Annotated in this window: 26 protein-coding genes; 8 read left to right on the top strand and 18 right to left on the bottom strand. The window is 34.7% G+C overall.

From position 1 onward, the window contains the following. The first annotated feature begins 165 nt into the window (after positions 1–165). Entirely contained in the window at positions 166–1,938 is a 1,773-nt protein-coding gene (locus BUA46_RS05110) for an ABC transporter ATP-binding protein (RefSeq protein WP_019387222.1), read from the top strand. 6 nt (positions 1,939–1,944) lie between these two features. Continuing rightward, a complete protein-coding gene (locus BUA46_RS05105) occupies positions 1,945–2,463 on the top strand; it encodes a DinB family protein (RefSeq protein ID WP_019387221.1) in 519 nt (172 codons plus the stop codon). A 9-nt stretch (positions 2,464–2,472) separates the two neighbouring features. On the opposite strand, the gene BUA46_RS05100 is transcribed toward BUA46_RS05105, so the two are convergent. Next, positions 2,473–3,678 carry a multidrug effflux MFS transporter gene (locus BUA46_RS05100; RefSeq protein ID WP_019387220.1) on the bottom strand — a complete coding sequence of 402 codons (1,206 nt, stop codon included), beginning with the start codon at positions 3,676–3,678 and terminating at the stop codon, positions 2,473–2,475. A gap of 226 nt (positions 3,679–3,904) precedes the next feature. Between BUA46_RS05100 and BUA46_RS05095 the strand changes: the two genes are divergently transcribed. Continuing rightward, positions 3,905–4,552 (top strand): acyloxyacyl hydrolase, encoded by a 648-nt coding sequence (locus tag BUA46_RS05095; protein ID WP_019387219.1) that lies wholly within the window; start codon positions 3,905–3,907, stop codon positions 4,550–4,552. Positions 4,553–4,673: 121 nt separating this feature from the next. After that, positions 4,674–6,254 (top strand): helix-turn-helix transcriptional regulator, encoded by a 1,581-nt coding sequence (locus BUA46_RS05090; protein ID WP_019387218.1) that lies wholly within the window; start codon positions 4,674–4,676, stop codon positions 6,252–6,254. 285 nt (positions 6,255–6,539) lie between these two features. Here the strand turns inward: BUA46_RS05090 and BUA46_RS05085 are convergent, their stop codons facing one another. The 6 genes from BUA46_RS05085 to BUA46_RS05060 all read right to left on the bottom strand — a co-directional run bounded on the left by BUA46_RS05085 (position 6,540) and on the right by BUA46_RS05060 (position 12,600). Then, complete coding sequence (locus BUA46_RS05085) at positions 6,540–8,090, bottom strand: acyl-CoA carboxylase subunit beta (protein WP_019387217.1); 1,551 nt, start codon at positions 8,088–8,090, stop codon at positions 6,540–6,542. 45 nt (positions 8,091–8,135) lie between these two features. Beyond that, the gene (gene accC / locus BUA46_RS05080) at positions 8,136–9,578 is read right to left on the bottom strand and encodes an acetyl-CoA carboxylase biotin carboxylase subunit (RefSeq protein ID WP_019387216.1); all 1,443 of its coding nucleotides are present in this window, start codon (positions 9,576–9,578) and stop codon (positions 8,136–8,138) included. 1 nt (position 9,579) lies between these two features. Beyond that, on the bottom strand, positions 9,580–10,065 hold the full coding sequence (locus BUA46_RS05075; RefSeq protein WP_019387215.1) for an acyl-CoA carboxylase biotin carboxyl carrier protein subunit: 486 nt from the start codon (positions 10,063–10,065) through the stop codon (positions 9,580–9,582). 91 nt (positions 10,066–10,156) lie between these two features. Beyond that, positions 10,157–10,831, bottom strand: a complete 675-nt coding sequence (locus tag BUA46_RS05070) for a PrsW family intramembrane metalloprotease (protein WP_019387214.1) — start codon at positions 10,829–10,831, stop codon at positions 10,157–10,159. Beyond that, a complete protein-coding gene (locus BUA46_RS05065) occupies positions 10,832–11,389 on the bottom strand; it encodes an NUDIX hydrolase (RefSeq protein WP_019387213.1) in 558 nt (185 codons plus the stop codon). 122 nt (positions 11,390–11,511) lie between these two features. Then, the gene (locus BUA46_RS05060; RefSeq protein ID WP_019387211.1) at positions 11,512–12,600 is read right to left on the bottom strand and encodes a M42 family metallopeptidase; all 1,089 of its coding nucleotides are present in this window, start codon (positions 12,598–12,600) and stop codon (positions 11,512–11,514) included. Between the two features lie 102 nt (positions 12,601–12,702). Here BUA46_RS05060 and BUA46_RS05055 point away from each other — a divergent pair, with 102 nt between their 5' ends. Both BUA46_RS05055 and trhA read left to right on the top strand, forming a co-directional pair. Beyond that, positions 12,703–13,380 (top strand): DUF4294 domain-containing protein, encoded by a 678-nt coding sequence (locus tag BUA46_RS05055; protein WP_019387210.1) that lies wholly within the window; start codon positions 12,703–12,705, stop codon positions 13,378–13,380. Next, complete coding sequence (gene trhA / locus BUA46_RS05050; RefSeq protein ID WP_019387209.1) at positions 13,381–14,007, top strand: PAQR family membrane homeostasis protein TrhA; 627 nt, start codon at positions 13,381–13,383, stop codon at positions 14,005–14,007. Between the two features lie 3 nt (positions 14,008–14,010). Here trhA and BUA46_RS05045 read toward each other — a convergent pair whose 3' ends face one another. From BUA46_RS05045 to BUA46_RS05035, 3 genes are read right to left on the bottom strand one after another with little or no spacing between them, the layout of a single operon-like run. Next, positions 14,011–14,763 carry a T9SS type A sorting domain-containing protein gene (locus tag BUA46_RS05045; RefSeq protein ID WP_081496181.1) on the bottom strand — a complete coding sequence of 251 codons (753 nt, stop codon included), beginning with the start codon at positions 14,761–14,763 and terminating at the stop codon, positions 14,011–14,013. After that, positions 14,763–16,175, bottom strand: a complete 1,413-nt coding sequence (locus tag BUA46_RS05040) for a DUF1501 domain-containing protein (protein WP_019387207.1) — start codon at positions 16,173–16,175, stop codon at positions 14,763–14,765. Before BUA46_RS05040 ends, BUA46_RS05045 begins: the two co-directional genes overlap by 1 nt. A gap of 6 nt (positions 16,176–16,181) precedes the next feature. Further along, positions 16,182–17,990, bottom strand: coding sequence for a DUF1800 domain-containing protein (locus BUA46_RS05035; RefSeq protein ID WP_019387206.1), 1,809 nt, complete (start codon positions 17,988–17,990; stop codon positions 16,182–16,184). A gap of 173 nt (positions 17,991–18,163) precedes the next feature. Here BUA46_RS05035 and BUA46_RS05030 point away from each other — a divergent pair, with 173 nt between their 5' ends. Next, a complete protein-coding gene (locus BUA46_RS05030; protein ID WP_035106181.1) occupies positions 18,164–18,661 on the top strand; it encodes a GNAT family N-acetyltransferase in 498 nt (165 codons plus the stop codon). 38 nt (positions 18,662–18,699) lie between these two features. Here the strand turns inward: BUA46_RS05030 and BUA46_RS05025 are convergent, their stop codons facing one another. The 3 genes from BUA46_RS05025 to BUA46_RS05015 form a co-directional block, all read right to left on the bottom strand. Then, complete coding sequence (locus BUA46_RS05025; RefSeq protein ID WP_019387204.1) at positions 18,700–19,128, bottom strand: DUF4268 domain-containing protein; 429 nt, start codon at positions 19,126–19,128, stop codon at positions 18,700–18,702. A gap of 86 nt (positions 19,129–19,214) precedes the next feature. Further along, the gene (locus tag BUA46_RS05020; RefSeq protein ID WP_019387203.1) at positions 19,215–19,889 is read right to left on the bottom strand and encodes a ZIP family metal transporter; all 675 of its coding nucleotides are present in this window, start codon (positions 19,887–19,889) and stop codon (positions 19,215–19,217) included. Between the two features lie 51 nt (positions 19,890–19,940). Next, on the bottom strand, positions 19,941–20,672 hold the full coding sequence (locus BUA46_RS05015) for a class I SAM-dependent methyltransferase (protein ID WP_019387202.1): 732 nt from the start codon (positions 20,670–20,672) through the stop codon (positions 19,941–19,943). A 233-nt stretch (positions 20,673–20,905) separates the two neighbouring features. On the opposite strand from BUA46_RS05015, the gene BUA46_RS05010 reads away from it, so the two are divergent. Beyond that, positions 20,906–22,069, top strand: coding sequence for a THUMP domain-containing class I SAM-dependent RNA methyltransferase (locus tag BUA46_RS05010; RefSeq protein WP_019387201.1), 1,164 nt, complete (start codon positions 20,906–20,908; stop codon positions 22,067–22,069). A 325-nt stretch (positions 22,070–22,394) separates the two neighbouring features. On the opposite strand, the gene BUA46_RS05005 is transcribed toward BUA46_RS05010, so the two are convergent. From BUA46_RS05005 to rlmD, 5 genes are all read right to left on the bottom strand, one after another. Continuing rightward, on the bottom strand, positions 22,395–22,907 hold the full coding sequence (locus BUA46_RS05005) for a 3'-5' exonuclease (protein ID WP_019387200.1): 513 nt from the start codon (positions 22,905–22,907) through the stop codon (positions 22,395–22,397). Positions 22,908–23,110: 203 nt separating this feature from the next. Beyond that, positions 23,111–23,482, bottom strand: a complete 372-nt coding sequence (locus tag BUA46_RS05000) for a nuclear transport factor 2 family protein (protein ID WP_019387198.1) — start codon at positions 23,480–23,482, stop codon at positions 23,111–23,113. Between the two features lie 143 nt (positions 23,483–23,625). Then, positions 23,626–24,357, bottom strand: coding sequence for a DUF6048 family protein (locus tag BUA46_RS04995; protein ID WP_019387197.1), 732 nt, complete (start codon positions 24,355–24,357; stop codon positions 23,626–23,628). After that, positions 24,323–24,862 carry a DUF6452 family protein gene (locus BUA46_RS04990; RefSeq protein ID WP_019387196.1) on the bottom strand — a complete coding sequence of 180 codons (540 nt, stop codon included), beginning with the start codon at positions 24,860–24,862 and terminating at the stop codon, positions 24,323–24,325. Before BUA46_RS04990 ends, BUA46_RS04995 begins: the two co-directional genes overlap by 35 nt. A gap of 31 nt (positions 24,863–24,893) precedes the next feature. Continuing rightward, a complete protein-coding gene (gene rlmD, locus BUA46_RS04985; RefSeq protein WP_019387195.1) occupies positions 24,894–26,309 on the bottom strand; it encodes a 23S rRNA (uracil(1939)-C(5))-methyltransferase RlmD in 1,416 nt (471 codons plus the stop codon). Between the last annotated feature and the right edge of the window lie 35 nt (positions 26,310–26,344).

Raw genomic sequence — 26,344 nt, 5'->3', positions numbered from 1 at the left:
TGGGCGCGGTCGTGCTTTCCACTTTTAGTTTTGGCTCGATGCATCCGCTCGCCAAAAGCTAACCGTTGCAATCACTAATGCAGGTTACATTAAGCTTTTTCTTTACACATTTCACAAAATAATTTTCAATAAAAACATGTACCTTTCAATCTTGAAAAAGATACTATGCAGCACCTTAAAGAAACTCCTAAAAACAAGAAGAAAACAAAGCCAAAAGTAACTATGGCTCAAGCCTTTAAAACCATTATTTGGCCAAGGCGCAATCTGGTATTTATTGGCTTAATATTAATTGTTATTCGCAGTTTAGCGGGCTTAGTGTTACCGTGGCAAAGTAAAGTATTGTTAGATGAGGTGGTGCCAAGTAAAGATATTTCACAAATTTATACTTTAATTACCATTGTGTTAATTGCTATTTTAATACAAGCAGTTACATCGTTTTCACTCACCAGAATTCTAAGTGTACAGGCACAGTATTTAATAAGTGAATTAAGGGCACAAGTTCAAAAAAAGGTATTATCGTTACCCATTAGTTTTTTCGATAACACCAAATCGGGCGCTTTAGTATCAAGAATCATGAGCGATGTAGAAGGGGTAAGAAACCTAATTGGAACTGGTTTGGTGCAGTTAGTAGGCGGGTCGTTTACAGGCATAGTTTCTTTAATTATATTAATAAAACTCAATCCATGGATGACACTTTTTGTGTTTGTTCCTATTTCCATATTTGGTTATATCGCGTTACGTGCGTTTAAATACATAAGGCCTATTTTTAGAGTTCGAGGAAAAATAAATGCCGAAGTTAAGGGGCGACTCACAGAAACTTTAGCAGGTGTTCGCGTTATAAAAGCGTTTAACGCTGAAGAGCAAGAACATGAAATTTTCGAAAAAGGTGTCGATAAATTGTTTCAAAACGTTAAAAAGAGTTTAACAGCTACGGCTTTAATGACAAGTTCTTCAACTTTTTTAATTGGGGTTGCCACCACTGGTATTATGGGCATTGGTGGTTACTATATGATTCAAGAACAGATGACCACAGGAGATTTCTTGTTTTTTACCCTCATACTTGGCTTTATGATAGCACCCATTGTTCAAATGAGTAATATTGGAAGTCAACTCACAGAAGCACTAGCTGGTTTAGATAGAACCGAAGAACTAATGAATATGGCTGCCGAAGAGGATGATAAAAATCGAAATATCACTCTTGAAAAATTGAATGGAGATATAGAATTTCACGATGTGTCTTTTGCCTACGAAGAAGATAAAGAGGTGTTACATAATATTAGTTTTAAAGCGCCTGCAGGTTCTGTAACGGCTTTAGTAGGTAGTTCGGGATCTGGTAAATCAACCATTGCTGGGTTATCGGCAACTTTTTTAAATCCTAAATCTGGAAAAGTTACTATCGATAATCAAGATTTATCGAAAGTGAAATTAAATAGTTACCGAAAGTATTTGGGTGTTGTGTTGCAAGACGAATTTTTATTCGAGGGGACCATTAGAGAGAACATCATGTTTCCCAGACCAGATGCTACCGAAGAAGAATTACAAAACGCGGTTAATGCCGCCTATGTTAACGAATTTACTGATAGATTTGATCATGGTTTAGACACGCTAATTGGAGAACGTGGTGTAAAATTATCAGGAGGCCAGCGTCAGCGTTTAGCAATCGCGCGTGCCATTTTAGCAAACCCTAAAATCATCATATTAGACGAAGCCACTTCAAATTTAGATACCGAAAGTGAAGCGCTTATTCAAAAAAGTTTGAATACCTTAGTAAAAGACCGTACTACCATTGTTATTGCACACAGATTGAGTACTATCAGAAAAGCAAATCAAATTTTAGTTATTGAAAGTGGACGTATTGTAGAACGTGGTACCCACGACGAGTTAATCAATCTTGGTGGCAGATATTATGATTTATATACTTACCAAGCAAAAATTTAAAACCAAATGAAAGTTTCAGATTTAAACCCTTCAGAATACAACATCTATTATAAAACCTATATTGATAAGGTTTCAAAAGAAGTTAATTTAATGGATGGATTTATCAACGGACAAAACAATATTCTAAAATTTTTTAAAGACATTCCTGAAGATAAATTAGGGTATCGCTACGCCAAAGATAAATGGAGCATCAAGGAGGTACTTCAGCACATTATTGATACCGAACGTGTTTTTATGTATCGCTGTTTTAGAATAGCGAGACATGATAGCACACCTTTAGTTGGATTCGAACAGGACGATTTTATCAAACCTTCACGAGCTGATGAAAAATCGCTTAAATTATTAATTGAAGAGTATCAATCTGTGAGACAAAGTTTTATAGTGTTACTTAAAAGTTTAAATAACGTTGATTTGCAATGTCTTGGTCATGCAAGTGGTAACCCATTGTCTGCAAGAGCAGCTGCATTTATAATTCTGGGCCATGAAATTCATCATATAGAGGTTATAAAAAACCGCTATCTATAACTTATTAAATTAAGCATTTATTGTTTTCGTTTTTTCTTTCATCAAGAAGAATACTAAAAACGAAAGGATACCAAAAACCGAAAAGCCAATAAATAAAGGTAACACCGATGTGTTTACATAATTGCCAATAAAATTCGCAATAGGAACTGCCATAACTGTAGAGATAAAACCATTTATTGCTGCACCAATACCTGCAATATGCCCCAGAGGTTGCATTGCAATGGCCCTTAAGTTTCCAAACAAAAATCCAACTGCAAAAAATTGTAGAGAGAAAAAACCGAGCAACACATAAATACTTGGATTATTTCCAGACCAAAACATAACAACATACAATACGGAAATTATAGCGTATGCGATACATGCTTTATAAGCGATTTGGAGCATGCCATATTTAACAACTAATCGACTGTTTAAATATGTAGCAAGTCCAACAGATATTGCTAAACTTGCAAAAATATAAGGGAACATTTCTGCTAATTGATATTGCTCTTGAAAAATTTGTTGTGATGTACTTAAATACACCATAAACGAGCCTGTTATAAACCCTGAAACAAATGTAAATGCTACGGCTTGTTTATGCTTAAAAAACTCAATGGTTCCATCAATAAAAAGATGTGATGAGAATTTAATTCTATTATGTTTTGCTAAGGTTTCTGGCTGACGTTTCCAAAACCAAAGCATAATGATTACTCCAAAGAGTAAATTAAAATAAAAGATAGATTCCCAATTAAAAAAGGTTATTAAAGCTTGCCCTAAAGTTGGTGCAATAACAGGTACTAAAATGAAAAACATGACTACAATTGAAATAATTTTCGCCATATAATTACCGCTATAAGAATCACGAATCATAGAGAGTGCCAAACTTCTGGGAGATGATAAACCAATGCCTTGAAATACTCTTGCAACAATCATAACCTCGAAATTTCTAGTACTAACACAAACGATGCTGGCTATAATAAATACAATAAAGCCAATATAAACTATGGGTTTACGCCCAAAGCTATCTGATAGCGGACCAAAAAGAAGTTGCCCAAACCCTAAACCTAAAAAAATCATCGTAATAAGTAGTTGATTGTCGTTTGGATTTGTAACTCCCAAGGCACTACTAATTTGTGGTATCGCCGGTAATAAAGCATCAATCGACAGGGCGACGATAGACATTAACGATGCCATAAGTGCTACAAACTCTGGTTTAAATTTTTGGTTTTCTTCCATGGTGCAAAAGTAGACGATTTAATTTCGAATGCAATGCAACCTTCATTTAATAATACAATCATATTATTGTAAACATCTATACCAATTAACTTTACCTTTTTTTAACCTTATCCCTACACTAGTGTTAATAAATTAGCTAAAAACTGGCTAGAATTTTTAATTTATATTTGACAGAGATTTGAAGAATATTTAAGACTGTTTCGCTAGTTAGAAATTTTAAATAAAAATGATAAGAGAGTTAAAATGGAGTTTACTATTTGTTATTACTAACATCGTACTTTTAGGCGGGTTAGATGGATACGCTCAAATAAAAACAGAAAATTTGAAATGGGGTGTCTCCTTTGGAATGGGCGCTCAAGATAGGTTTCCTTTTGATTTACCCGATTATAAACATGAAGTTTCGTTTTATAAAGTTGTTTTAAATTACAGATTCAAAAACAATACGAAATGGGCATTTGAAGTCAATCTAGAGCCTAGTTTTAATGTTGCCAAACATCAATTATTGAATAAATATTATGTAAAACCTAGTGATGCGGACGATTATCGTGAGCAAAACGAGTTTTACATGCAGGAACGAACTATAAAGGAATACGTTCTAAACTGTGGTTTGATTGCCAGATATAAAATTTATGATGCTTTAAGTACATATGCCATAGGAAGTGTTGGCCCTATGATTTCTAATAAAGAAACCGAAAGACTTGCTAAGGGATTTGCATTCTCAGATATTTTAGGTTTAGGGCTTTCTTTTGAAATGAATAAAATTCAATTAGATTTTAGGTATTCCTTAAGGCATACTTCCAATCTAGAAATGAAGCAACCCAATGGGGGACATAATACCACTAATACTGAGTTTTCAGTTTTATTTAAGCTATAGTATTTTAGCAAATTAATTGTAATCCTTTACACATTCTATTTTTAATTGCATATTTTTACTGTGCTATTATTAAACTATTTAGGATTTATCCATGCTAAAAATTTACGTCTCACTTAAAAGCATGTGCGTATGCATTTGTCTTTTTGCATTAAATTTAACTGGATTTTCACAGTCTAAAAATCAGTATCATCATTTAGTTGATTCTGCTGATGCTTATATTGACGACAATTCGCATAAAGCGTTAACTTTTCTTAACGCAATACCGGATCCCATAGAAGATAACATAAAAGGAAGGGTTGCCGATTATTACATTATTAAATCGCTCATTCATGACGATTTTAATGAGTATGCCAAACAATATCAATGCAATATTTTAGCACATAAATACGCTTTAAAGGAAAATAATTATTGTGTTGCAGGTGAAGCATGTATCGCTATTTTTTCAAATTTATATTACATTAAAAAAGACTCTCTAGCTTTCAAATATTTAGAAGAAGCAAAAACCTATTACACTAAATGTGACGATGTAAATGGTCCAATAATAATAGAACAACACCTAGCGTATGCCAAATTTTTAGATGGCGAATATGAATCCTGTAACGCACTTTTAGCACAAAGTTTAGAAAACTATAAAGCTATTAAAGATGATGCATATTATTATATGTTTGCCTTGTATATGCTTACCTCAAATCATATCTATTTGGGTAATTTAGATCAAGCCCAGTTTTATTATGAAGAGTTTAAAAAATTAAAAAATAACGCGACTATTGTAAAATACAATTTCTTCTCTTTTGAAGCTAATATTAATCTTTGTTTTGCCGATGTGTTTTTTGAAGACAAGAATATAGAACGCGCACTCATTCAATTAGAAAATGCTGCCAAACTAAAAGCCTATATGGCAGAAGACGCATTAAAAGATTATTACAAAATTTATGCGGATGTTCATAAATATAAAGGTGAAATAAAAATATCAAAAGCTTATGTAGACTCGCTCTTACTATTTCAAAACAAGATGCATAAAAATACAGTTGAAGCTAGTTTTGAAATTAACGAAGCGCTTCTTGAAGCTGAAAATGAACTAATTTTTGAAAATAAAGAACAATCATTCTTAAGTAGCTTATTTGGAATTTTAGTATTTGTATTGTTACTCTTTGGTCTGCTCAGTTACCTTTATTATCATAAACAGAAAAACAAATTCAGTACTTTTAATAGTGAAGCCATTAATAGCCTTAATTATTTGAAATCTAATAATCAACAACTAAATGTTAAGGTGCATGGTTTGGAAGCCTATATAAAGGAATTAAAAGACGAGGTAAAGCATATATCCAGAACAGAATCTGTTGATAAGCAAAAGAATAAGATAAAAGAATTATATAAAAATTTACACATAAACTCTTCCACATTACTTGATAAAAGTGATAGTCATTTAGATATCATAAATAATTTGAATATTGATTTTTTTAAAAATATTCAAGATGCATATCCACAATTAAATAAGTCTGAAATTATTATTTGTTATTATTTGTTTATGAGATTTACTAATAAAGAAATAGCGCTTTTCTTAAATACGACGTTAAGATCTGTAGAAAGTAGACGCTATCGTATCGCAAAAAAAATTCATATTAATTCAAAAGAAACCTCACTACTTGAACATTTACATGAAAAGTTTTCTGATACTTTGAATTTAAATTTACCCTTATAATGCTTTTTATCGACTTTTTATGACTTGCGTAGTGATTGAGTAGTGCGATTTATTTGTAATCTAGAAAATTTAGTGATATTTGGAGTAGCTATTATCAATTATATTAGTTACCAAAAAAACTAAATGTTATTAAGGTTATAAAAACATTATTTGATATACTTGGGTTGGTTGTATCTCAAATAAATTTTATTATTCAACAAGTTTTGCGGTGATTAGTTAAGAACTTGTTTAAGTTCAAAATTTTGAAGTAAAATTAGGAGTCGGAAATTTTCTGACTCCTTTTTTTTATAAAGGAATATTTCCATGCTTACGTTTAGGTCGTTCAACCTTTTTATCTTCAAGCATAGCAAAAGCCTTAATCAACTTACGTCTGGTCGTTTCTGGTAATATAACTTCGTCTATAAACCCTCGGCGTGCTGCCCTATATGGATTAGCGAATTTTTCGGCATATTCTGCTTCTTTTTCGGCTAATTTCTCTTCAGGATTTTCAGCTTCCGAAATTTCTTTTCTGAATATAATTTCACTCGCACCTTTGGCACCCATAACAGCTATTTCTGCACCTGGCCATGCGTAGTTTAAATCGGCGCCAATGTGTTTCGAGTTCATCACATCATAAGCTCCACCGTAAGCTTTTCTAGTAATAACAGTAACTCTTGGAACCGTGGCTTCACTTAAGGCGTATAATAATTTTGCACCATGAACAATAATACCATTCCATTCTTGATCGGTTCCTGGTAAAAATCCTGGAACATCTACCAGAACTAATAGTGGTATATTAAAACAATCGCAGAATCGTGTAAATCTTGCTGCTTTTCTAGAACTGTTAACTCCTAAAACACCAGCAAAAGCCATTGGCTGGTTCGCTATAATGCCTATACTTCTTCCTCCAAGTCTTGCAAAACCAACAATAATACTTCCTGCAAATTCTTTATGTATTTCATAGAAAGAGTCTTCGTCAATAATTCCAGAAATAACATCGTGCATATCGTATGGCTTGTTCGGAGAATCTGGAACGATATTAGATAAAACATCTCTTATTTCATCTTCTATTTTAAACTCAATTTTTTTTGGAGCTTCCGTATTGTTTTGTGGTAGATAGCTCAATAACTTTTTAACATCTTCAAGACATTCTACATCATTTTCGGATGTTTTATGTGCAACACCTGATTTTGAAGCATGGGTTTGAGCGCCTCCCAACTCTTCGCTAGTAACTTCTTCGTTAGTTACTGTTTTTACAACATTAGGCCCTGTAACAAACATGTAGCTAGTATTTTCTACCATTAATGTGAAATCGGTCATGGCAGGGGAATACACAGCTCCACCGGCACAGGGACCCATAATAGCGGATATCTGTGGTATTACCCCAGAAGCTTGAACATTTCTATAAAAGATATCGGCATAACCACCAAGTGAACGTACACCTTCTTGAATACGCGCACCTCCAGAGTCATTCAAACCAATAATAGGTGCTCCAACTTTAACGGCCATATCCATAATTTTACAGATTTTTTCAGCATGTGTTTCGGAAAGTGAGCCCCCAAAAACCGTAAAATCTTGGGCATAAGTATAAACTAATCGTCCGTTAATGGTACCGTAACCAGTAACTACTCCATCGCCATAATATATTTGGTTTTCCATACCGAAATCTGTGGTTCGGTGTGTTACTAAAGCACCAATTTCTTCAAATGAGCCTTCGTCTAAAAGATAATCAATGCGTTCTCTTGCAGTTAGTTTTTTATTGGCATGTTGCTTTGCGATGCGTTTTTCACCGCCCCCTAATTTTGAAAGTGCAATGTGCTTATTGAGTTTGTCGATCTTATCTTGCTTTGAATCCATATTTAATTGTGTAGCGTTAAGAAGTTATAATTATTTAAAAATAAATTACTTAACAGGTAATCTTAAGAGTTTTTGGTCTTCAATATATTGTTTAACTGCAATTAGTGCTGCTAATTTGGCTTCGTTATCGGCTTCTTGTTTTAACGCTTCTGGTGAATAATAGTTTTTCACAAAATGGGTGTCGAAATTCCCAGACCGAAAAGCGTCATGCTCGCACACATATTTACCAAAAGGTAAGGTGGTTTCTACGCCTTTAACTTGGTAATTCTCTATAGCCTTAATCATAAGTTGAATGGCTTCCTCTCGAGTTTTTCCGTAAGTGATTAATTTAGAAAGCATCGGGTCGTAATAAATAGGAATATCCATACCTTCTTCGAAACCATTATCTACACGAATACCTTCACCAACAGGAATTTTATAATTTTTTAAATGCCCAACACTTGGCAGAAAATCATTCAATGGGTCTTCTGCATAAACTCTGAGTTCTAAAGCATGCCCGTTAATTTTTAATTCGTCTTGTTGCATGGGGAGTGCTTCACCTCGAGCCACTTTAATTTGCAGTTCTACCAAATCGACGCCTGAAATCAATTCTGTAACAGGATGTTCTACTTGTAATCTTGTATTCATTTCAAGGAAGTAAAAATTATGATCGGCATCCAATAAAAACTCAACAGTACCTGCACCTAAATAATCACAAGATTTAGCCACTTTAATAGCGGCATCACCCATTTTTTGTCTGATGTCAGGTGTTAAAACACAAGAGGGTGCTTCTTCTACAACCTTTTGATGACGTCTTTGAATACTACATTCGCGCTCAAAAAAGTGTAACACATTACCATGACTATCTGCCATAACTTGAATTTCGATATGTCTGGGCGAAGTGACATATTTCTCAATAAAAACAGAGCCATCGCCAAAGGCCGAAGTAGCTTCACTTATGGCGCGGTTCATTTGAGATTCTAAATCGCTTTCTTTTTCAACAACACGCATACCTTTTCCACCACCACCAGCGGATGCCTTTATTAAAATAGGAAATCCAATTTCTTTGGCAATTTCAAGGGCTTTTTTTATATCGGTAATAGCTTCATCAATGCCAGGAACCATAGGTATATCATATGCTTTAACGGCTTCTTTTGCTGCTAGTTTACTTCCCATAATTTTTATGGCTTTGGATTTTGGACCAACAAAAATGATGTTATTATCTTCACATAATTCGGCAAAACTAGCATTTTCACTTAAAAATCCGTATCCTGGATGAATAGCATCTACCTTTAAGTTTTTAGCGACCTCAATAATTTTGTCGCCACGTAAATACGATTGACTTGATGGGGCTTCACCAATGCAAACAGCTTCATTTGCATATTTTACGTGTGGTGCATTTCTATCGGCAGTGGAGAACACAGCAACTGTTTTAATGCCCATTTTGTGTGCAGTTTTCATTACTCGAATGGCAATCTCACCTCGGTTAGCGACTAAAAGTTTTTTCATCTTATTCGAACTCAATTAAAAGTTGGTTTTTTTCAACGGCATCACCATTTTTTACATTAACAGATTTAATAACACCTTGTCTTGGAGATGTAATGCTATTCTCCATTTTCATGGCTTCAAGAATAAATAAGGGGTCATTTTCATTAACTTCTTGTCCGGGTTTTACACTAATTTCAAGAATTAAACCAGGCATGGGTGCTTTAATAGAATTGATTTGTTTTGCTTTTCCAACTTCAAATCCCATGTCGTTTATGAGCACATCTAAAGCATTGAAAATATTAACATTGTAAGTATTATTATTAACGTTTACTTGATATTGTTTCGTGTTGAAATTTGCTTCGGTAATTTGAGCTTGATACGATTTGTTGTTGTGAAGAATATGGTAATTGTTGTTTGAAGTTTGAAGTGCATCTAAGTTGGAAACATCGGGTTCCGTAATCTTAAATTCAGAATTACTATTTACTAAAACTTTAAAACTTTTGCTCATAGTTTATAATTTGAATGTAGTAAATATAGGGAATTTATAAAGGTATTTCAATCTCGAAAAACACAATTACATTTTGAAATACTTAATTTATTTACGTTTTAAATAACGAATTCTCCTGATGCTTTTTTATGGCTTTTCTTGATAACATAATCCCTACAAATAAGGATAAGAAGGCTCCCACCCAAATACCAGGAATAAAGTCTATAAACAAGAAAAAATCATATGTACCATGAAATACAATCGCGAGAAATAATCCGAATAGATTTAAAATTATTCTATTTTTTGCAAATTTAGCTTTTCCCATAAAATACCCCATTAATACACCAAAAGTAGCATGAGCAGGAACTGCAGTAAATGCTCTTAGCAATGCGGTTTGGTAACCGCCTTCTAAGACATAAAAGATATTCTCGGTGGCAGCAAAACCCATAGAAACCATAACTGCATAAACAATACCATCGAAGGGTTCGTTAAATGCATTTTTAGTTTGGGAATAATATCTAATAATTACGTATTTACTAAATTCTTCAATTAAACCTACAACAAAAAAGGCTTTTAAAAATTGTTGGAATACACTTGTTTTATTAGGGAGCGGTAAAACAAAATCGAAAACATAATATAAAATAGAAGTAATGATTATACTAACTATAGCGCCTAAAATAAAATTATAGACGAGGAGATGCTTTGGTTCTTTCTCATATTTATCTTTAAAATATATATATAATATAATAACAAAAACGGGGGCGACTGCTACAAGAAATAAATTCATTTAATCAATGGCGTTCTTAATTTTTTCAAAAATGAGCTCGTAATACATTTTGTTTGACGGTACAAAATGGTTGCCGTTATTGCCTATGCTTTTTATGAGGGATTCAAAATGTTGAAGTGTTACTAATTTTAAAGCTTCAACCTCTTCCTCTTGCGGCTGTAATTTTGAAAGCGGCTCCTTTAAATGCGCTATGAATGTGTTATGGAATTCATTGTCTACAATACCATTTTTGTAAGATTGGAAACATTCAAAAACACCAATTGGATTTAAATCGGATTCGATAAGTGTTAAGCCAATTTCTTCTTTGGTTTCTCTAATAGCGGCTTGTTTTGGTGTTTCACCAGCATCAATATGTCCTGCCACCGAGACGTCCCACATTAATGGGCATATACTCTTTTTAGCAGAACGTTGTGATAGTAAAATCTCGCCCTGTTTTGTATAAAGCCAAAGATGTGCCGTGTGATGGTAATACCCTTTTTGGTGGATTATTGATTTTAATTCGGATTTCCCGATGGGTTTTCCTTTTGAATCTACAATGTCGATATATTCTTCTTGCATGATTAAAATTGGTGAATTTGCATTAGGGATTGCAGCAAGCTACCGTGTAGCGCGAAAAGCCCGACCACGCCATAAAGGCGTGGTAATGCCCAAAAAAGCCCTCGAAACTGAAGGCTTAAATTTTATTTAAAGTAACTAAACGATTCGCCTTCTTTTATGTTAAGAAGTGTTTCGTATATTAGTTTAATAACATTCTCTACATCATCTCTATGCACCATTTCTACAGTGGTATGCATATATCGAAGCGGCAATGAAATTAAGGCTGAAGCTACACCACCGTTGCTGTAAGCAAATGCATCGGTATCTGTTCCAGTTGCTCTTGATAAGGCAGAACGCTGGAAAGGTATTTTTTTGCTATCGGCAGTGTCGGTAATTAAATCTCTCAGTTTTTGCTGAACGGCAGGGGCATAGGCCACCACAGGGCCTTTGCCAATTTCCAGATGTCCGGCAGTTTTCTTTTCAATCATTGGTGTTGTGGTATCATGAGTGACATCGGTAACAATAGCTACGTTAGGTTTTATGGTTTGGGTGATCATTTCGGCACCACGTAAGCCAATTTCTTCTTGTACGGCATTGGTTATGTATAATCCAAACGGTAATTCTTTTTTGTTTTCTTTAAGCAATCGTGCCACTTCAGCAATCATAAAACCGCCCATTCTGTTGTCTATAGCACGACAAACAAATTTATCTCCATTTAAAATATGAAACTCGTCTGGGTAGGTAATAACACAACCAACATGTACACCTAATTTTTCTACTTCTTCTTTGGTTGCACAGCCACAATCGATAAAAATATTATCAAGTTTAGGGGGCTCTTCTTTTGACTTGTTTCGGGTATGAATGGCTGGCCATCCAAAAACACCTTTTACAATGCCTTTTTTGGTGTGGATGTTCACTATTTTACTAGGCGCTATTTGATGGTCGCTTCCGCCATTACGAATCACATAAATCAATCCGTTATCTGAAATATAATTAACATACCATGAAATTTCATCGGCATGTCCTTCAATAACAACTTTGTATTTTGCTTTTGGGTTTATAACCCCAACAGCGGTTCCGTAAGTATCTGTTATAAACTCATCTACATAGGGTTTTAAATAATTCATCCATAATTTTTGTCCGTCCCATTCGTAGCCAGTTGGAGATGCGTTATTTAAGTATTTTGCTAAAAAGTCCATCGACTTTTTGTTCAGTATGCTCTTTTTTGCCATGTTTTAAAATTTTCAACTAAAATAACAATATTCGCCTTATTTTAAGGTTAAACAGGATGTAAATTAGTAATTTTGGCATGTTAAATGCTCCAGTATATTTTAATGAACTATTTAAAGTACATATTTCTATTATTTCCTTTGGTATTGCTTGCGCAAGAATTGGAAACGGTAAAGGATTCAATACCTAGGGAATATCTTATAATTGAAGGCGATTCTGTACCTCGAGTAACTATTGATTTGGATGAAGTGATGCTACTGCATAGGCTCAAATTTGATAGTAAGCAACAACGCATTCGTTATTTGATTTTAAGACGAAAAACCATAAAAGTGTATCCTTATGCAAAACTTGCTGCTGATCGATTAGATTCTATGAATCAACGCATGGCAACTTTGAAAAGAGCCCGTGATAAGAAGCGATATACTAAGCGTGTTCAAAAATACATTGAAGGTGAATTTTCAGATGAACTTAAAAAACTAACCCGTACTGAAGGCCAAATACTAGTCAAACTCATACATCGACAAACAGGAACCACGGCTTTTGATTTAATAAAAGAACTCCGTAGTGGTTGGCGTGCTTTTTGGTACAATACTACGGCAAGTATGTTTGATATTTCATTAAAACGTGAGTTCGACCCGCTGAATGAGAAAGAAGATTACTTAATTGAAGATATCTTGCAGCGCAATTTCCAGAGTGGTGTATTAGAAAGACAAAAATCAGCTTTTAAAATTGACTTTTACGACTTAACCGAAAAGTGGATTTATAACAAAACTCCTGAGTAAATGCGTATACAATCGCCTTTTGAAGAACGACTAAATGCAATAACGCATGCCATTGGCGCATTATTTGGAATAGTTGCCTTGGTTTTACTCATTGTTTACAATACACAAAAAAGCGATTGGAGTTTATTTAGTGTAATTGTTTACGGGATTTCAATCATTATTTTATTTACGGCTTCAACATTTTACCATGCAGTAAAAGGGGAGAAACGCAAGCATTATTTTAGAATTGTAGACCACATTAGTATTTACTTTCTAATTGCCGGAACCTATTCGCCTGTTTGTTTAATTTCTTTAGAACAAAGTTTGGGCTGGACTCTCTTTTTTGTAGTTTGGGGTATTGCCGTTTTCGGTGTTATTTTGAAATTGTTTTTTACTGGCAGATTCGAGATATTTTCAACGTTGCTCTATCTCGTTATGGGCTGGTTAATTGTATTCGATTTCCCTAATTTATCAGATACTGTAGGAGATGGCGGTGTGCTTTTTTTATTTGCAGGTGGTTTAGCTTATACGGTGGGCATCGTTTTTTACGCTATTCATAAAATACCATTCAATCATGTTATATGGCACTTATTTGTGTTGGCAGGAGCCATTTGTCACTTCTTTATGATTTTCTTGTACGTAATTTAAATTTTATTCATTCTTAATCAATTTAAAAGTACGCTCTTTCCCATCTTGTCTTATTTTTAATATATAGATTCCAACTGATAATACGTTACCGTTTAACGGTAAGCTATAAGTTTCGTTATCTTCTGTCATAGTTAATGTGTTTGCTAATACGGAACGACCCAAAATATCATAAAGGGCATATTTAATTGGTAAACTTTCATCTAAAGTTACTATTCTTAGCGATAAATCATTCACAAAAGGATTGGGATATACCGAAGCATTGAAGCCTTCTTTATCATCTATTACTAAGAATGGATCTGTTATCGTTATTTTTAATTCACTTAATCCGTAGCAATCGCCCCCGTGGTTAGAGTTTGGAGTTATTAATACATATCTCGCTTTCGCGGAATTGAAATCGGGTCCTTCATCACCTTCATAGGTCGATAATCCTGAAGCGCGATCCAAATTAAAGACACCTAAATTTGTCCATGTAACTCCGTCGGTTGAAATATCGAGATTAAACTCATTGATACCATAATCTAAATGCTTGGGTTCGTTCGCATTCCAGAATTTAGTTTCGTTTAAAACATATTCAAATCCTAAGTCGTACATAATCCAGTGAGTTTCACCGTATGATACTTTAGGATTTGGCGATTTTTCACAAGACACCCAACCATCATACCATGTGGTACTATGGCGGTCTGGGTAGCATTGCGATATCAAGACATTGAAGCATAATACGGCGAGTAGCAATAGGTATGTGTTTTTCGTCTTCATTATAGCATATTCATAAAACCGATTGGCGGCACGTTAGACGTTGTATCGTAAAAATTTGAAATGTTTGGTAAAACGGTTTGTAATTCTGATGCTGGCACCCCAAACCAAAGTGCAAGTTCGGCCATATATGAATCTGCTGCGGTTGTTGGTATCATCACACCATCTTGAATGGTATCATCGCTGTTGAGTGCAAGTGAAGGGTAATTACCATAAATTTCTTTACCGTTTACTGCACCTCCCATCATAAAGGCATTTCCTCCCCAAGCATGGTCTGTTCCATTACCGTTAGAGGTTAAGGTTCTTGCAAAATCTGAAATACTGAAAGTGGTTACACAATCACTCACATTAAGTTCGGTCATCACGTCATTAAAATATTTTAATGCCTGATTTACCTGTTCTAGTTTATTGCTTTGATTGATTAGAAGTTCATCATGATGATCCCAACCTCCAATTTGAACAAAAAATATTTGTCTTGAAAAACCTAAAGTATCTCTTGAAGCAATGGTTTTTGCAACCATTCTTAACTGCGAAGCCAAATTATTTAATTCAGGCCGTGGTGTACTAAATTCTAAAATATTATCGATAGCAGCTTGAAATTCTAAATTGGCATCGTTTGATGTTTTTATGGTTTCCTTGTAGGCATTTTTAAAAATATCTTGATAATCTCTTTCTAGCATGGAGTTCAAAGCCGCGGTTTTTAGCTCGTTAAAGTAACCAGATTCTCCGTAGCCATTAATACCAATACTACCGTTATTACTTATGGTATAAGGTGTTATTTGATCGCCTCGTTGAAAAATGTTACTTCCTTGCAAGGAAATATTCATAGAAATATTCTGGTTGGAATTCATGGATTGCACCAAATCGGCTATTTTACCACCCCAACCTGTATTGGTCCTTTCGTGTGGTCTTCCTGTTTGCCATTGCTGAATTTGGTCGGCATGTGAGAATAAACCAAGCGGCGTTTTTACAACGCCATTCAAAACATCAGTCTTTGAAGAAGGCTCAATGAGCGTCCCTACATTTGCAAGAAAAGCTAAATTACCACTCTCAAATAATTGTTGCATATCTGGAATTGATGGGTGTAAACCAAAAACTCTGCCATCAGTTGTATTAGGGTTTATCTGTAAAATATCATTTTGAGGAATAGCTAAATTCGATCGCGAAGTTGCGTATTCACCGTATTCGCTGTCGCCTTTTGGTATAAGCATATTAAACGAATCGTTACCGCCACCAAGTAAAACACAAACTAAAGCTTTATAATCGCCACCAAAAGCTAGAGCTGAATTATCCATAGCTGATGCTGCCATAGCTTTCAGGTTTATTAAAGAAGAAAATAAAGTTGTATAACCCAAAGCCGCACAGGTATCTCCTATAAACTTTCTTCTTGATATATGATTTTTATGTTTCGTCATTTGGGGTTATTTTAAGATAGTGTAATCCGGACTTATTAAAATGAGATACAATGCTAATTTTACTCTTAAATCGGTGTATTCAAAATCTTCATTCCATCCATTCACAATGGGGTCTATAGTATCAATTATAATTTGTTTGGTTTCTGCAGATAGTTGACCTCGTGTAAATAACTTATCCAATTGATTTACAAGAACCTCACTGTCTTTGGCGTAATAGTTTAAGGCTTCAAAATCTAAAGCGCGCCCCTCCATTTCTAAATCCCATGTAGTGAGTACTGAATAATACTGAGGAAATGTCATCAAATCCACTTCGTTTATATAATCTATACTTGAAGCTGAATTATGAATTTCAAATTCAGGACCAACCAAATGAGCCGCAGCAAACTCTGAGTTAGGCACATATGCTGGTAGAAAGAAATTAAACACGTGCGGTGCACTTAAAGGCAACTGGCCTGTAGCTTGATAAAAGTTATAGCCAACATTCCAATTTTCGCTGGTGTCGTTGTTTAAATCAAGTTGTCTGACTACATTAAAATATCGAAGCATAGGTTCAATTAATTTACCGCTCGACGGATTTTCAATCCAACTGCAACTTCTTGCTTCTTCATCTAAAAGAATTGCTTTTATCACTGCTTTCATATCGCCTCGAACACCTTTAGTATTATTAAAAGCTGCACTAACTCTAGAGATATAAGCAGGCGAGGGGTTTGATTTTACGAGTTGTTGAATTAACCGAATGGCTATAAACGGACCTACATTTTGATGATTAAATAAATTATCAATGGCAGACTCAATATCTTGCATGCCCGATTGTCCATTTGGCACCACAACACCGTTTAGTAAATATTTTGCTCCAGGTTCATGCCATTCGTCATACATATCCATAGGCACATTTTTCATGGCTAAATAATGGTTTACGCCAAATTCAGCAGTTACTCCCCACGGATTATCCATAACTTCGGCAGCTCCAAGACCAGTAAAGATTTTTGCAAATTCTTTAATGTCATCGTTATCGTATGTTGGGATTCTGTCTCCGTTGCCGTCTAAAACATAACTTCCATCTTGATTTAATTCGTAAAGTCCTATGGTAAATAATTGCATGATTTCTCGAGCAAAATTTTCATCAGGATGAATGTTTTGCTCTGGGATACTTTTTGGGTTGTTGTAATGGCTTAGGTAAATACCCATCATTGGGTGTAAAATCATGTCTTTCAAAAGATTTTTGAAATTCCCGAAGGCATTATCTTTTAAAACATCATAATAATCGCCTAAGCCTACACCATAATCACCAACGTTTGAGTTTGATGAAATAACCATAATCTGGCTTAATGCTAACGCAATTCTTTGCCTTAGCATATCCTGGTTTCCTATATTACTATCCCACCAAGCGTATTGAAAATGGACCCAAAACGGACCAAAATAGTCGTCGGCATTACCACCATTGGCAACAAATCTATCTTGTGCTTGGTCGTAAATGGTTTGAGTAAGCTCTCCCATTGAAGGCGAGTTTAAATCAAATTGCGCATCTATCCAGTCTTCAAAAGAATTTTCAGAAACCGCTTTAATGTAATTTAAGTCTGTTCCGAAAGTTGCTTGAGCTAAAAAACGTGAGGTTTCTAATAAGCGCGCATCTAATCCTGTGCCATTAATGGTATTATCATCAAGCGCAATTTCATCCCAATTAGTTCTGCTTTCTTGATGGCTAGAAGTTACCTTAATTCCATTACTATGACCCGCACCTAAATAATCAGAATACTGTTGCGAAAAGATGCAAAGCGGAATACATAGCAAGAGGTAGATTAAGGGTCTTTTCATATCGCAATTATTGAAGCTAACTTGAAAAAATTGTAGGTTATTTTTACAAGCAGACCATCAAATATAGTTAAAAATCAGGTTAATAGCTTTGTTTTTCGATGAACGGCAAAAGAAGTTCATAATTATAATTAGAATTCTATATTTATTATTTACTTTGAATTTTAATGGATTATATGATTAATATAAAAGCTGCAAATACGATTTCCGATTATAAAAATATTGCAGATATAGCTGATGTTATTTGGAGAGAACACTACATTCCTATTGTTGGAAAACCTCAAATTGACTACATGTTGCAAAAATTTCAATCGGCAAGTGCTATTGAAAAACAGGTAGAAGATGGATTTGAGTACTTCACGATTTATTTTGAAGATACTGCAGTAGGTTACTTGTCAATAAAACAAGAAGAAAAGGCACTATTTCTAAGTAAAATTTATGTACTAAGCAGCCACAGAGGTAAAAAAATAGGGAAGGCGGCAATGCAATTTGTTGAAAATAAAGCTAAAACCTACCAAAAAGAGCGCATCAGATTAACAGTAAATATTAATAACACCAATGCGATTAAAGCTTACGAAAAGCTAGGTTTTATAAATGTGGGGCCTTTGGTTGCAGACATCGGTAATGGCTTCGTAATGGACGATTACCAAATGGTAAAAGAAATTAGTAGTTAGAATCAGAATATTTCACAAGTCATTTATATCAGGTGTCATCACCCTTCAATAATCTCCTTATATTCCTCAAAAAAAGCTTCAAATAGGCTCATCTTTTCATTAAAGAATTCCATAACCTCGCGCCATGAATTTTTGTTGTGAATGGAGACTTTTTGCTCTAAAGGCACATAAATTCTCGAGATTTCTTTATGATTTTCTAAAACATAAGCTTCTTCGTAAATCGCTTCAGGAATATACTCGTCAATAAGTATCGATTTTAAAGCCACCAATTTTTCCCAATATTTTATACGGTGTTCTAGGTCATCTTCCAAATCTAAAGCCACCAACGCTTTTTTATTATCAAAGTGAAATTTAAAACTAAAACCTTTCAGTTTGGTATCATACAATAGCCATTTTCTCGGGAACGATTTCCCAAAACTCGTCCAGAATTCCTGTCTTAATTTTCGTGATTCTTCTTTGCTAAACATTAAAAAGGGTATTAGAAAATAGAGAATAGACAAAAGACATGTTATGGGTGCTCTTTATTCTTTTATCTCTATTCTTTGTTCTCATTTTAAATCAAATAAGCCACCCCAACGCCAAGAATGATAGCTATAAATTTCGATAAGTTAAATTTATGGCCTTCGCCACTTTCAAAAAGGATGGTGGTAGAAATATGAAAAAAGATACCAATAACTACGGCGTTTATAGCATGCGCATAATTTGCAAGAAGGCTAGAATTATGCGACACCCAAGTACCAAATGGTGTCATGAGTGCAAACAACAACAAAAAGCTCCCAACTTGTATTTTACTGTAATTGGATTGCAATAAAAACATGGTAATTAACGTCGCAATAGGTATTTTATGCACCAAAACACCATAAACCATATCGTTATGGTCGTGTATTGAAAACCCTTCTAAAAAACTATGAATACACAAACTAATAAACAACAACCACGGAAAAGCCGTATCGTGCTTATGGATATGAACATGCCCGTGTTCTGCACCTTTCGAGAATAACTCTAAAATAATTTGCAATAAGATACCGCACATAATTAATAACCCGGTTTGTTTGGTGTCTAAGTGACTATAAACTTCAGGAAGTAATTCAAAAAGTGTTAGTGCCAATAAAAAAGCACCACTAAAAGAAAGTAGTAACTTGGTGTTCCAAGATTTTTGCTTTTTGGTAATAAAGGCTAAAACAAAACCTAAAACTACCGCAAGTATGGGAAAAAGAAACTTATTCATTTATAAAACAATCACTCACAATAATGAGTATAATTTAAAGCCAATAGCGGCCTATTTAAAAATCATAATTAAACGTTCAGAAGTTTTAGCGCTAAACTTTCTAAGCTTATAGTCGCCAAAAACATCCAGTAAATATACGCCTGCCTGTTCAAAAAGTTCCTCAAAATCGGCTAAAGTAAACCCTCTAACACGTTCTTTAAAATGGTAAACTTTACCATCGGCAGTAAAAGTAATATCTTTTATTATATATCCATTTTCAACATAACGTTTTAGGTTAAAATCAATACCATCAACGGTTTTCACCTCTTCTGGCACTAAATTATCAATCACAAATTCGCTGTTCATAAAATCAATTACACCAAAACCATCTGCATTTAAATCTGCTTTAATCGCTTCAATCGTTTTTAAATTATCGGCATCATCTTCAAAATATCCAAAACTCGTAAACAAATTAAAAACCGCATCAAACTGCTTGTGGTAAGGTTTACACATATCATGCACATCAAAACGCAAACGGTGATTTTCAAATTTTTTAGCAAACGCAATGCTGTTTTCACTCAAATCTACACCCGTAACATCGTATCCAATTTTATTTAAATAGCGCGCATGTCGCCCTTTTCCGCAGGCCAAATCAAGTATTTTTCCACCCTCCGGAATATTCAAATACTGCGTAAGCGTATCCATAAAAGCCTGCGCTTCGGTTTCGTTTCTATCCTTATATAAAATGTGGTAAAATGGCGTATCAAACCAAGAAGTAAACCAAGACGTTGTATTGTTAGTCATATGTTATTTTTGGGGTTACCCCTCGATCCCGATAACTATCAGGACGGGGGTCAGGCTTTCCGCTATATCTTTTGTTTTTTGTCACCTTGTGCAATGCAGAAAGGTCTTTTTTATAAAAACAAAAGGATGCCGCTGCAATCCTTAACCCGAATTATCAATAAACTTTACGTTTGCCGCAAAATTACATTATTTTTGCAACCTATAAGATGTAAAAAGTCTATCAGACGAAAAAAATGGAAGAAAATTTCAATATGGTTGCCAAAACATTATTTGGCTTTGAAGAACTTTTAGAAAAAGAGCTTGTGCAATTAGGCGCACAACATGTGAAAAAAGGGGTTCGTAATGTGGCTTTTTCGGGCGATAAAGGCTTTATGTATAAAGCAAATTTAGCGTTGCGTACCGCCATTAAAATCTTAAAACCCATCCATTCTTTTAACGTCAACAACGAGCAAGATCTGTATAATAAAATTTATGCAATGGATTGGTCCCCATACCTTAAGCCAACAGGTACTTTGGCTATTGATGCCACTGTGCATTCCGATTTGTTTACACACTCCCTTTATATCGCCCAAAAAACTAAAGATGCTATTGTCGATAAATTTAGAGATACCGATGGACAACGTCCTAACGTCGATTTAAAATTCCCCGACCTAAAAATAAACGTGCATATTGATAGAAGAAAATGTACCATTTCTCTTGATTCTTCAGGAGATTCCTTACATAAACGTGGTTATAAAACGGCCACCAACATTGCACCAATAAACGAAGTATTGGCAGCAGGTTTAATTATGATGTCGGGTTGGGACGGACAAACCGATTTCATGGACCCCATGTGCGGTTCTGGTACCATGCTTATTGAAGCTGCTATGATAGCCTGTAACATACCGCCAAATCTCATGCGTAAAGAATTTGCTTTCGAGCGATGGCAAGAATGGGACGTGGAGCTATTTGAAAAAATTGAAGAGTCTTTACTAGGCAAAACTCGAGATTTTCACCATAAAATAACAGGTTACGATAAAGCACCAAGTGCAGTAGCCAAAGCCAAAGAAAATGTAAAAAATGCCCAACTTGATGATTTTATTGAAGTCAAGCACGAAGATTTCTTTAAAACTCAGAAAGGTGGCGACGATAAATTGCACATGGTATTTAACCCTCCTTACGGCGAACGTTTAAACATCGATATGCAAGAGTTTTATGCCAATATTGGCGACACACTAAAACAAAATTACCCTGGCACCGATGCTTGGTTTATAACCTCAAATTTAGATGCGCTTAAGCATGTAGGATTAAGGCCTTCAAGAAAAATACAACTCTACAATGCCAAATTGGAAGCACGTTTGGTTAAGTATGTTATGTACGAAGGAAGTAAGAAGGGGAAGTATATGAATAAGGACTAAATTCCCTGATAACGCAGGAACCTCTCAAACCGAACCGTCATTACGAGGGAAGAATGACCGAAGTAATCTCATGATTGGAACTAAAAATAAACAGATTGCCACGTCGTGCCTCCTCGCAATGACGTAAATTATAAACAGATTGCCGCGTCGTGAAAACTCCTCGCAATGACAAAACCCACCGTCATTACGAGGAAAGAGGAATGAATGACGTGGTAATCTTTCAAATTGAAGTTACACACTCATAAAACAAGTATTGAATTATTGTTTTTAATTACTAATTAGTAGATTGCCGCGTCGTAAAAACTCCTCGCAATGACGATACAATTTAAAACAAAGGCAACCGCTCAAACTGAGCAATTAAATACAACTTCCCACAAGCACGCGCATCAGATAAGGCATCATGATGTTTTAAAGCAATTTGATGCACTTTGCAACAAGCATCAAGTTTTGCAGGTTTATAGCCTTTTTTGCGGTAAATCTTAAGTGTGCATTCCCAACGATTGTTCATAATTAAATCGGTCTGCGGAATGTTATAATCTTTCATAGTTTTAAGTAACACGTTTCGGTCAAAAGCCTCATTGTGTGCCACGGTTACAATACCAGAAATTCGTTTTTTAATTTCAGGATACACTCCTCTAAAATCGGGTGCAAATCGGGTATCGTCTTCTGTAATACCATGTACCTGAATATTATGCCAATTGTAATCGTTGTTTGGTGGCTTAATTAAAGCATGAAACTCGTCTACAATAACGCCATCTTTAAACGTAACAATCCCAACCGAACAAATGTGATGTCCTTTTGCGGTTTCGAAGTCTATAGCAGCGAATATGTTTGACATGGATTGGGCTTTGGAAGGTAAAGTTACAGATTTATGTTTTTATTGGGTTCAAGATTTCGCTTATCGTGTTTGTGAATGGTTTCGTTGCGAGTTTCAGCAACTAAATTAGCAAATACAAACCAAATAGAAAATCCGCGAGGATTTTCGTAAATAAGCGATTAATAGCAATGAATTATACACGGTGTTGTGTGCTGGCTTTAATTTTACAATTGTTCAACGAACTTTCTAGCAATAACAGTATCATATATGATTTTGAGTTTACTAATCTTGTTTTGACTATCAAATTCTATGATATCTACAACATCAAATTCCACTCTTTGATTGTTTTTTAAAGTCCATTTATAAGTAAAATAAAGTGCTAATTTATTTGAATTATTTTCTTCAAAAACCCCCAAAAGAGAAAGTTCAGAATTTGAGGTATCACTATTCAATTCGAGATAAAATTCGTCAGCTTTTTTAATTCCGTATAATGGTGAATCGACTATTCCGTTTTGATTAAATAAAGCTATTACTTGAGCAATATTTCCATTTTCCAGATGAGTGATATAATCTTTGGCAATTTCTTTTTTATTCATCTATTAGTAAATTTAGGGTGCTATTTTTTTTGCGTAAACTTTTATGATATGGCATCGTTTTTATGACTTCCATCAGTCGATAAGCGAAGTTAGAATTTTCCCACTAAAAAACCAATACGTATTTGTGCTTAGATCAGAACTATTTATTTTACCTTCTTATAAAGCGGAATTCTATAAGCTAAAAAATAACTATAACCTGCTCCAATGCGGCTACTATCATAGGTTTTTCCAAAACCAGGAATGTACACGTTATCAAAATTATTAGGTACCGTTTGAGAAGCCGAAAATTTTAATTGCACGTTCAATCCTAAGTACAGATTGTTAAGAATTTCAGCTTTAAGTCCTAACATAATTTCTGCCCAAAATGCAGTAAGTCCTGTAAACTCTTGTTTAGTATCAGATGTTATTTGTGGAGTCCAGTATTGGTCTGTGCTATAAACCGTAAAGCTGTTTAAATCATGACTAAAAGTACTGGCGCCAACTCTAAAACCCGCGTAAATCATGTTATCCATGTCCAACCAGTTTTGGTACATGTTATAATCAATACCACCTTTAATGTAGCTACCTTTGGTAGTAATATTTAAATAATCGTTAACCGTATTTTTTTCTTCAAAACCAAGTTCTCCAGCGATGTATAGTTTTTCTTTTAAACGATAATCGGCCATTACTTCAAAACCTGTGTAGTCATCATCAAACGATGTTCTGATAAGTTTACCTATATCACCACCAACACGAAGACCGTATTTCAGTTTAATTTTAGACGAATCGTCAGCTGCTTCTGCAATAGAATCATTTTGTGCATTAACAAACACACAGAATAATAACATACCAATGATGCTACTAATGCGAAATGTTAAAGTGTGTTGTTGTTTCATCTTCTACAGATTGGTTATCGGTTAAAGGTTCTCTGGAAAGCATCCAATTATCACCATCATCAACAATGGTAAGGGTTACATTTTTAAATATGGTTTTAAAACCGCAGGCACGCGAAACAAAAATGGTTTCACGACTATAATTTATCACAATTCGGTCTTGATTCCCATCAATAAAATCATCCGAACTATCATCAGGTGTACCATTATTATTTACCGTAGCTTCTTGGATGATAATATACTCCGTAGTACTGTCGGTAGTTTTTAGTGGTAAAATAAGATCATCGGTATCAGTAAAATAATATTCTGATATAAACTGTTCGTTATCAACACCTATTACCACAATATCAAATACATTTTTCTTGGTATCTGAGTCTTCAGCATCTAAAAAATCAATAATTAATCTTGGTGTAGTTGCCGTAGCATCCGGACAAATATCATCGCGTTCGCAACTATAATAGCTTATTATTAAGGTGGTTAGAATAAGAATGAGGCCTGCTTTTTTCATGTATTTTATAAGCGGTTATGCGTTTATTTGTTTAGCGTTTTTCCAAAAGTACAACATTTTCTACATGGAATGTTTGCGGAAACATATCTACAGCTTGGGTTTTAATAACTTTATAATCGGCATCCATTAAAGCCAAATCTCTGGCTTGTGTGGCGCTATTGCAACTTACATAAACCACGCGATTAGGGGCAATGTTTAAAATTTGTTGTACCACATCTTTATGCATGCCGTCTCTTGGCGGATCGGTAATTATAACATCTGGATGCCCGTGGGTTTTAATAAAATCGTTATTAAAAACGTGTTTCATATCGCCCACAAAAAACTCAACGTTATTAATGTTATTTAATTGTGCATTTTCTTTGGCCGCAGTAATCGCATCTGGCACAGACTCTACACCAACCACTTTTTTAGCTTGTTTTGCAACAAACTGTGCAATGGTTCCTGTTCCTGTATATAAATCGTAAACCAATTCGTTGCCTGTTAATCCAGCGAAATGGCGTGTTATTTTATAGAGTTCGTATGCTTGTTCTGAGTTGGTTTGATAAAAAGATTTAGCGTTTATTTTAAATTTTAAACCCTCCATTTCTTCAAAAATGTGGTCTGTTCCTTTGTAGCAAATAACCTCTTGATCGTAAATAGTATCGTTAGCTTTACCATTAATTACGTATTGCAACGAGGTTATTTCAGGAAACGTTTCAGCAATAAAATCTAAAAGTAATTCTCGTTTCGGTTTATCTTCTTTAAAAAATTGAACGAGCACCATAATCTCACCAGTAGTCGAGGTACGAATCATCATGGTTCGTAATAGCCCTGTTTGATTTCTGGTGTTGAAAAATTCTAGATTATTTTCAATCGCAAATTGCTTTACGGCGTTTCTAATAGCATTTGAAGGATCTGCCTGTAAATGACATTTGTTAAGGTCTAAAATTTTGTCCCACATTCCTGGAATATGAAATCCAAGGGCGTTTCTATCACCTAAATCTTCATCTGATTGAACTTCTTCTTGAGTTAACCATCGGCGATCGCTAAAAGAAAACTCCATTTTATTTCTGTAAAAATACTGTTTTGCAGAACCTAGAATAGGTGTTACTTCTGGTAGTTCGATATGCCCTATCCGGGTTAAATTATTGGTAACTTCCTTCTGCTTATAAAATAATTGGTGCTCATAGCCCATGTTTTGCCATTTGCAACCACCACAGGTTCCAAAATGTTCGCAAGCTGGTTCGGTTCTTTTATCCGAAAGTTTATGAAACACAGTGGCTTTACCTTCAAAATACGCTTTTCGCTTTTTAAAAGTTTGTACATCAACCACATCGCCAGGTACAGCATTTGGTAAAAAAATGACTTTACCATCTGGCGCTTTGGCAATCGTTTTTCCTTTTGCTGCAGCATCTAAAACTTCAACATTTTCAAAAACTTGCTTTCTTGCTTTATTTCTTCTAGACATGCTGCAAAAATAATAATAGCAAGTAATTAATATGA

This window comes from Algibacter luteus, from assembly GCF_900141715.1.
Classification (GTDB): Bacteria; Bacteroidota; Bacteroidia; order Flavobacteriales; family Flavobacteriaceae; genus Arenitalea; species Arenitalea lutea.
The sequence above is the reverse complement of the archived record's forward strand: the minus strand, read 5'-3'. Positions and strand labels throughout refer to the sequence as shown.

What these genes read in the sequence shown, in the direction of transcription:
- BUA46_RS05060 (WP_019387211.1), bottom strand. Translation starts at nt 12,600, where the DNA reads ATGGCAAAAAAGAGCATACTGAACAAAAAGTCGATGGACTTTTTAGCA.
- BUA46_RS05075 (WP_019387215.1), bottom strand. Translation starts at nt 10,065, where the DNA reads ATGAGCAAAAGTTTTAAAGTTTTAGTAAATAGTAATTCTGAATTTAAG.
- BUA46_RS05055 (WP_019387210.1), top strand. Translation starts at nt 12,703, where the DNA reads ATGAACTATTTAAAGTACATATTTCTATTATTTCCTTTGGTATTGCTT.
- BUA46_RS05065 (WP_019387213.1), bottom strand. Translation starts at nt 11,389, where the DNA reads ATGCAAGAAGAATATATCGACATTGTAGATTCAAAAGGAAAACCCATC.
- rlmD (WP_019387195.1), bottom strand. Translation starts at nt 26,309, where the DNA reads ATGTCTAGAAGAAATAAAGCAAGAAAGCAAGTTTTTGAAAATGTTGAA.
- BUA46_RS05110 (WP_019387222.1), top strand. Translation starts at nt 166, where the DNA reads ATGCAGCACCTTAAAGAAACTCCTAAAAACAAGAAGAAAACAAAGCCA.
- BUA46_RS05015 (WP_019387202.1), bottom strand. Translation starts at nt 20,672, where the DNA reads ATGACTAACAATACAACGTCTTGGTTTACTTCTTGGTTTGATACGCCA.
- BUA46_RS05105 (WP_019387221.1), top strand. Translation starts at nt 1,945, where the DNA reads ATGAAAGTTTCAGATTTAAACCCTTCAGAATACAACATCTATTATAAA.
- trhA (WP_019387209.1), top strand. Translation starts at nt 13,381, where the DNA reads ATGCGTATACAATCGCCTTTTGAAGAACGACTAAATGCAATAACGCAT.
- BUA46_RS05010 (WP_019387201.1), top strand. Translation starts at nt 20,906, where the DNA reads ATGGAAGAAAATTTCAATATGGTTGCCAAAACATTATTTGGCTTTGAA.
- BUA46_RS05035 (WP_019387206.1), bottom strand. Translation starts at nt 17,990, where the DNA reads ATGAAAAGACCCTTAATCTACCTCTTGCTATGTATTCCGCTTTGCATC.
- BUA46_RS04995 (WP_019387197.1), bottom strand. Translation starts at nt 24,357, where the DNA reads ATGAAACAACAACACACTTTAACATTTCGCATTAGTAGCATCATTGGT.
- BUA46_RS04990 (WP_019387196.1), bottom strand. Translation starts at nt 24,862, where the DNA reads ATGAAAAAAGCAGGCCTCATTCTTATTCTAACCACCTTAATAATAAGC.
- BUA46_RS05085 (WP_019387217.1), bottom strand. Translation starts at nt 8,090, where the DNA reads ATGGATTCAAAGCAAGATAAGATCGACAAACTCAATAAGCACATTGCA.
- BUA46_RS05100 (WP_019387220.1), bottom strand. Translation starts at nt 3,678, where the DNA reads ATGGAAGAAAACCAAAAATTTAAACCAGAGTTTGTAGCACTTATGGCA.
- BUA46_RS05095 (WP_019387219.1), top strand. Translation starts at nt 3,905, where the DNA reads ATGATAAGAGAGTTAAAATGGAGTTTACTATTTGTTATTACTAACATC.
- BUA46_RS05005 (WP_019387200.1), bottom strand. Translation starts at nt 22,907, where the DNA reads ATGTCAAACATATTCGCTGCTATAGACTTCGAAACCGCAAAAGGACAT.
- BUA46_RS05020 (WP_019387203.1), bottom strand. Translation starts at nt 19,889, where the DNA reads ATGAATAAGTTTCTTTTTCCCATACTTGCGGTAGTTTTAGGTTTTGTT.
- BUA46_RS05030 (WP_035106181.1), top strand. Translation starts at nt 18,164, where the DNA reads ATGATTAATATAAAAGCTGCAAATACGATTTCCGATTATAAAAATATT.
- BUA46_RS05090 (WP_019387218.1), top strand. Translation starts at nt 4,674, where the DNA reads ATGTGCGTATGCATTTGTCTTTTTGCATTAAATTTAACTGGATTTTCA.
- BUA46_RS05040 (WP_019387207.1), bottom strand. Translation starts at nt 16,175, where the DNA reads ATGACGAAACATAAAAATCATATATCAAGAAGAAAGTTTATAGGAGAT.
- BUA46_RS05000 (WP_019387198.1), bottom strand. Translation starts at nt 23,482, where the DNA reads ATGAATAAAAAAGAAATTGCCAAAGATTATATCACTCATCTGGAAAAT.
- accC (WP_019387216.1), bottom strand. Translation starts at nt 9,578, where the DNA reads ATGAAAAAACTTTTAGTCGCTAACCGAGGTGAGATTGCCATTCGAGTA.
- BUA46_RS05070 (WP_019387214.1), bottom strand. Translation starts at nt 10,831, where the DNA reads ATGAATTTATTTCTTGTAGCAGTCGCCCCCGTTTTTGTTATTATATTA.
- BUA46_RS05045 (WP_081496181.1), bottom strand. Translation starts at nt 14,763, where the DNA reads ATGAAGACGAAAAACACATACCTATTGCTACTCGCCGTATTATGCTTC.
- BUA46_RS05025 (WP_019387204.1), bottom strand. Translation starts at nt 19,128, where the DNA reads ATGTTTAGCAAAGAAGAATCACGAAAATTAAGACAGGAATTCTGGACG.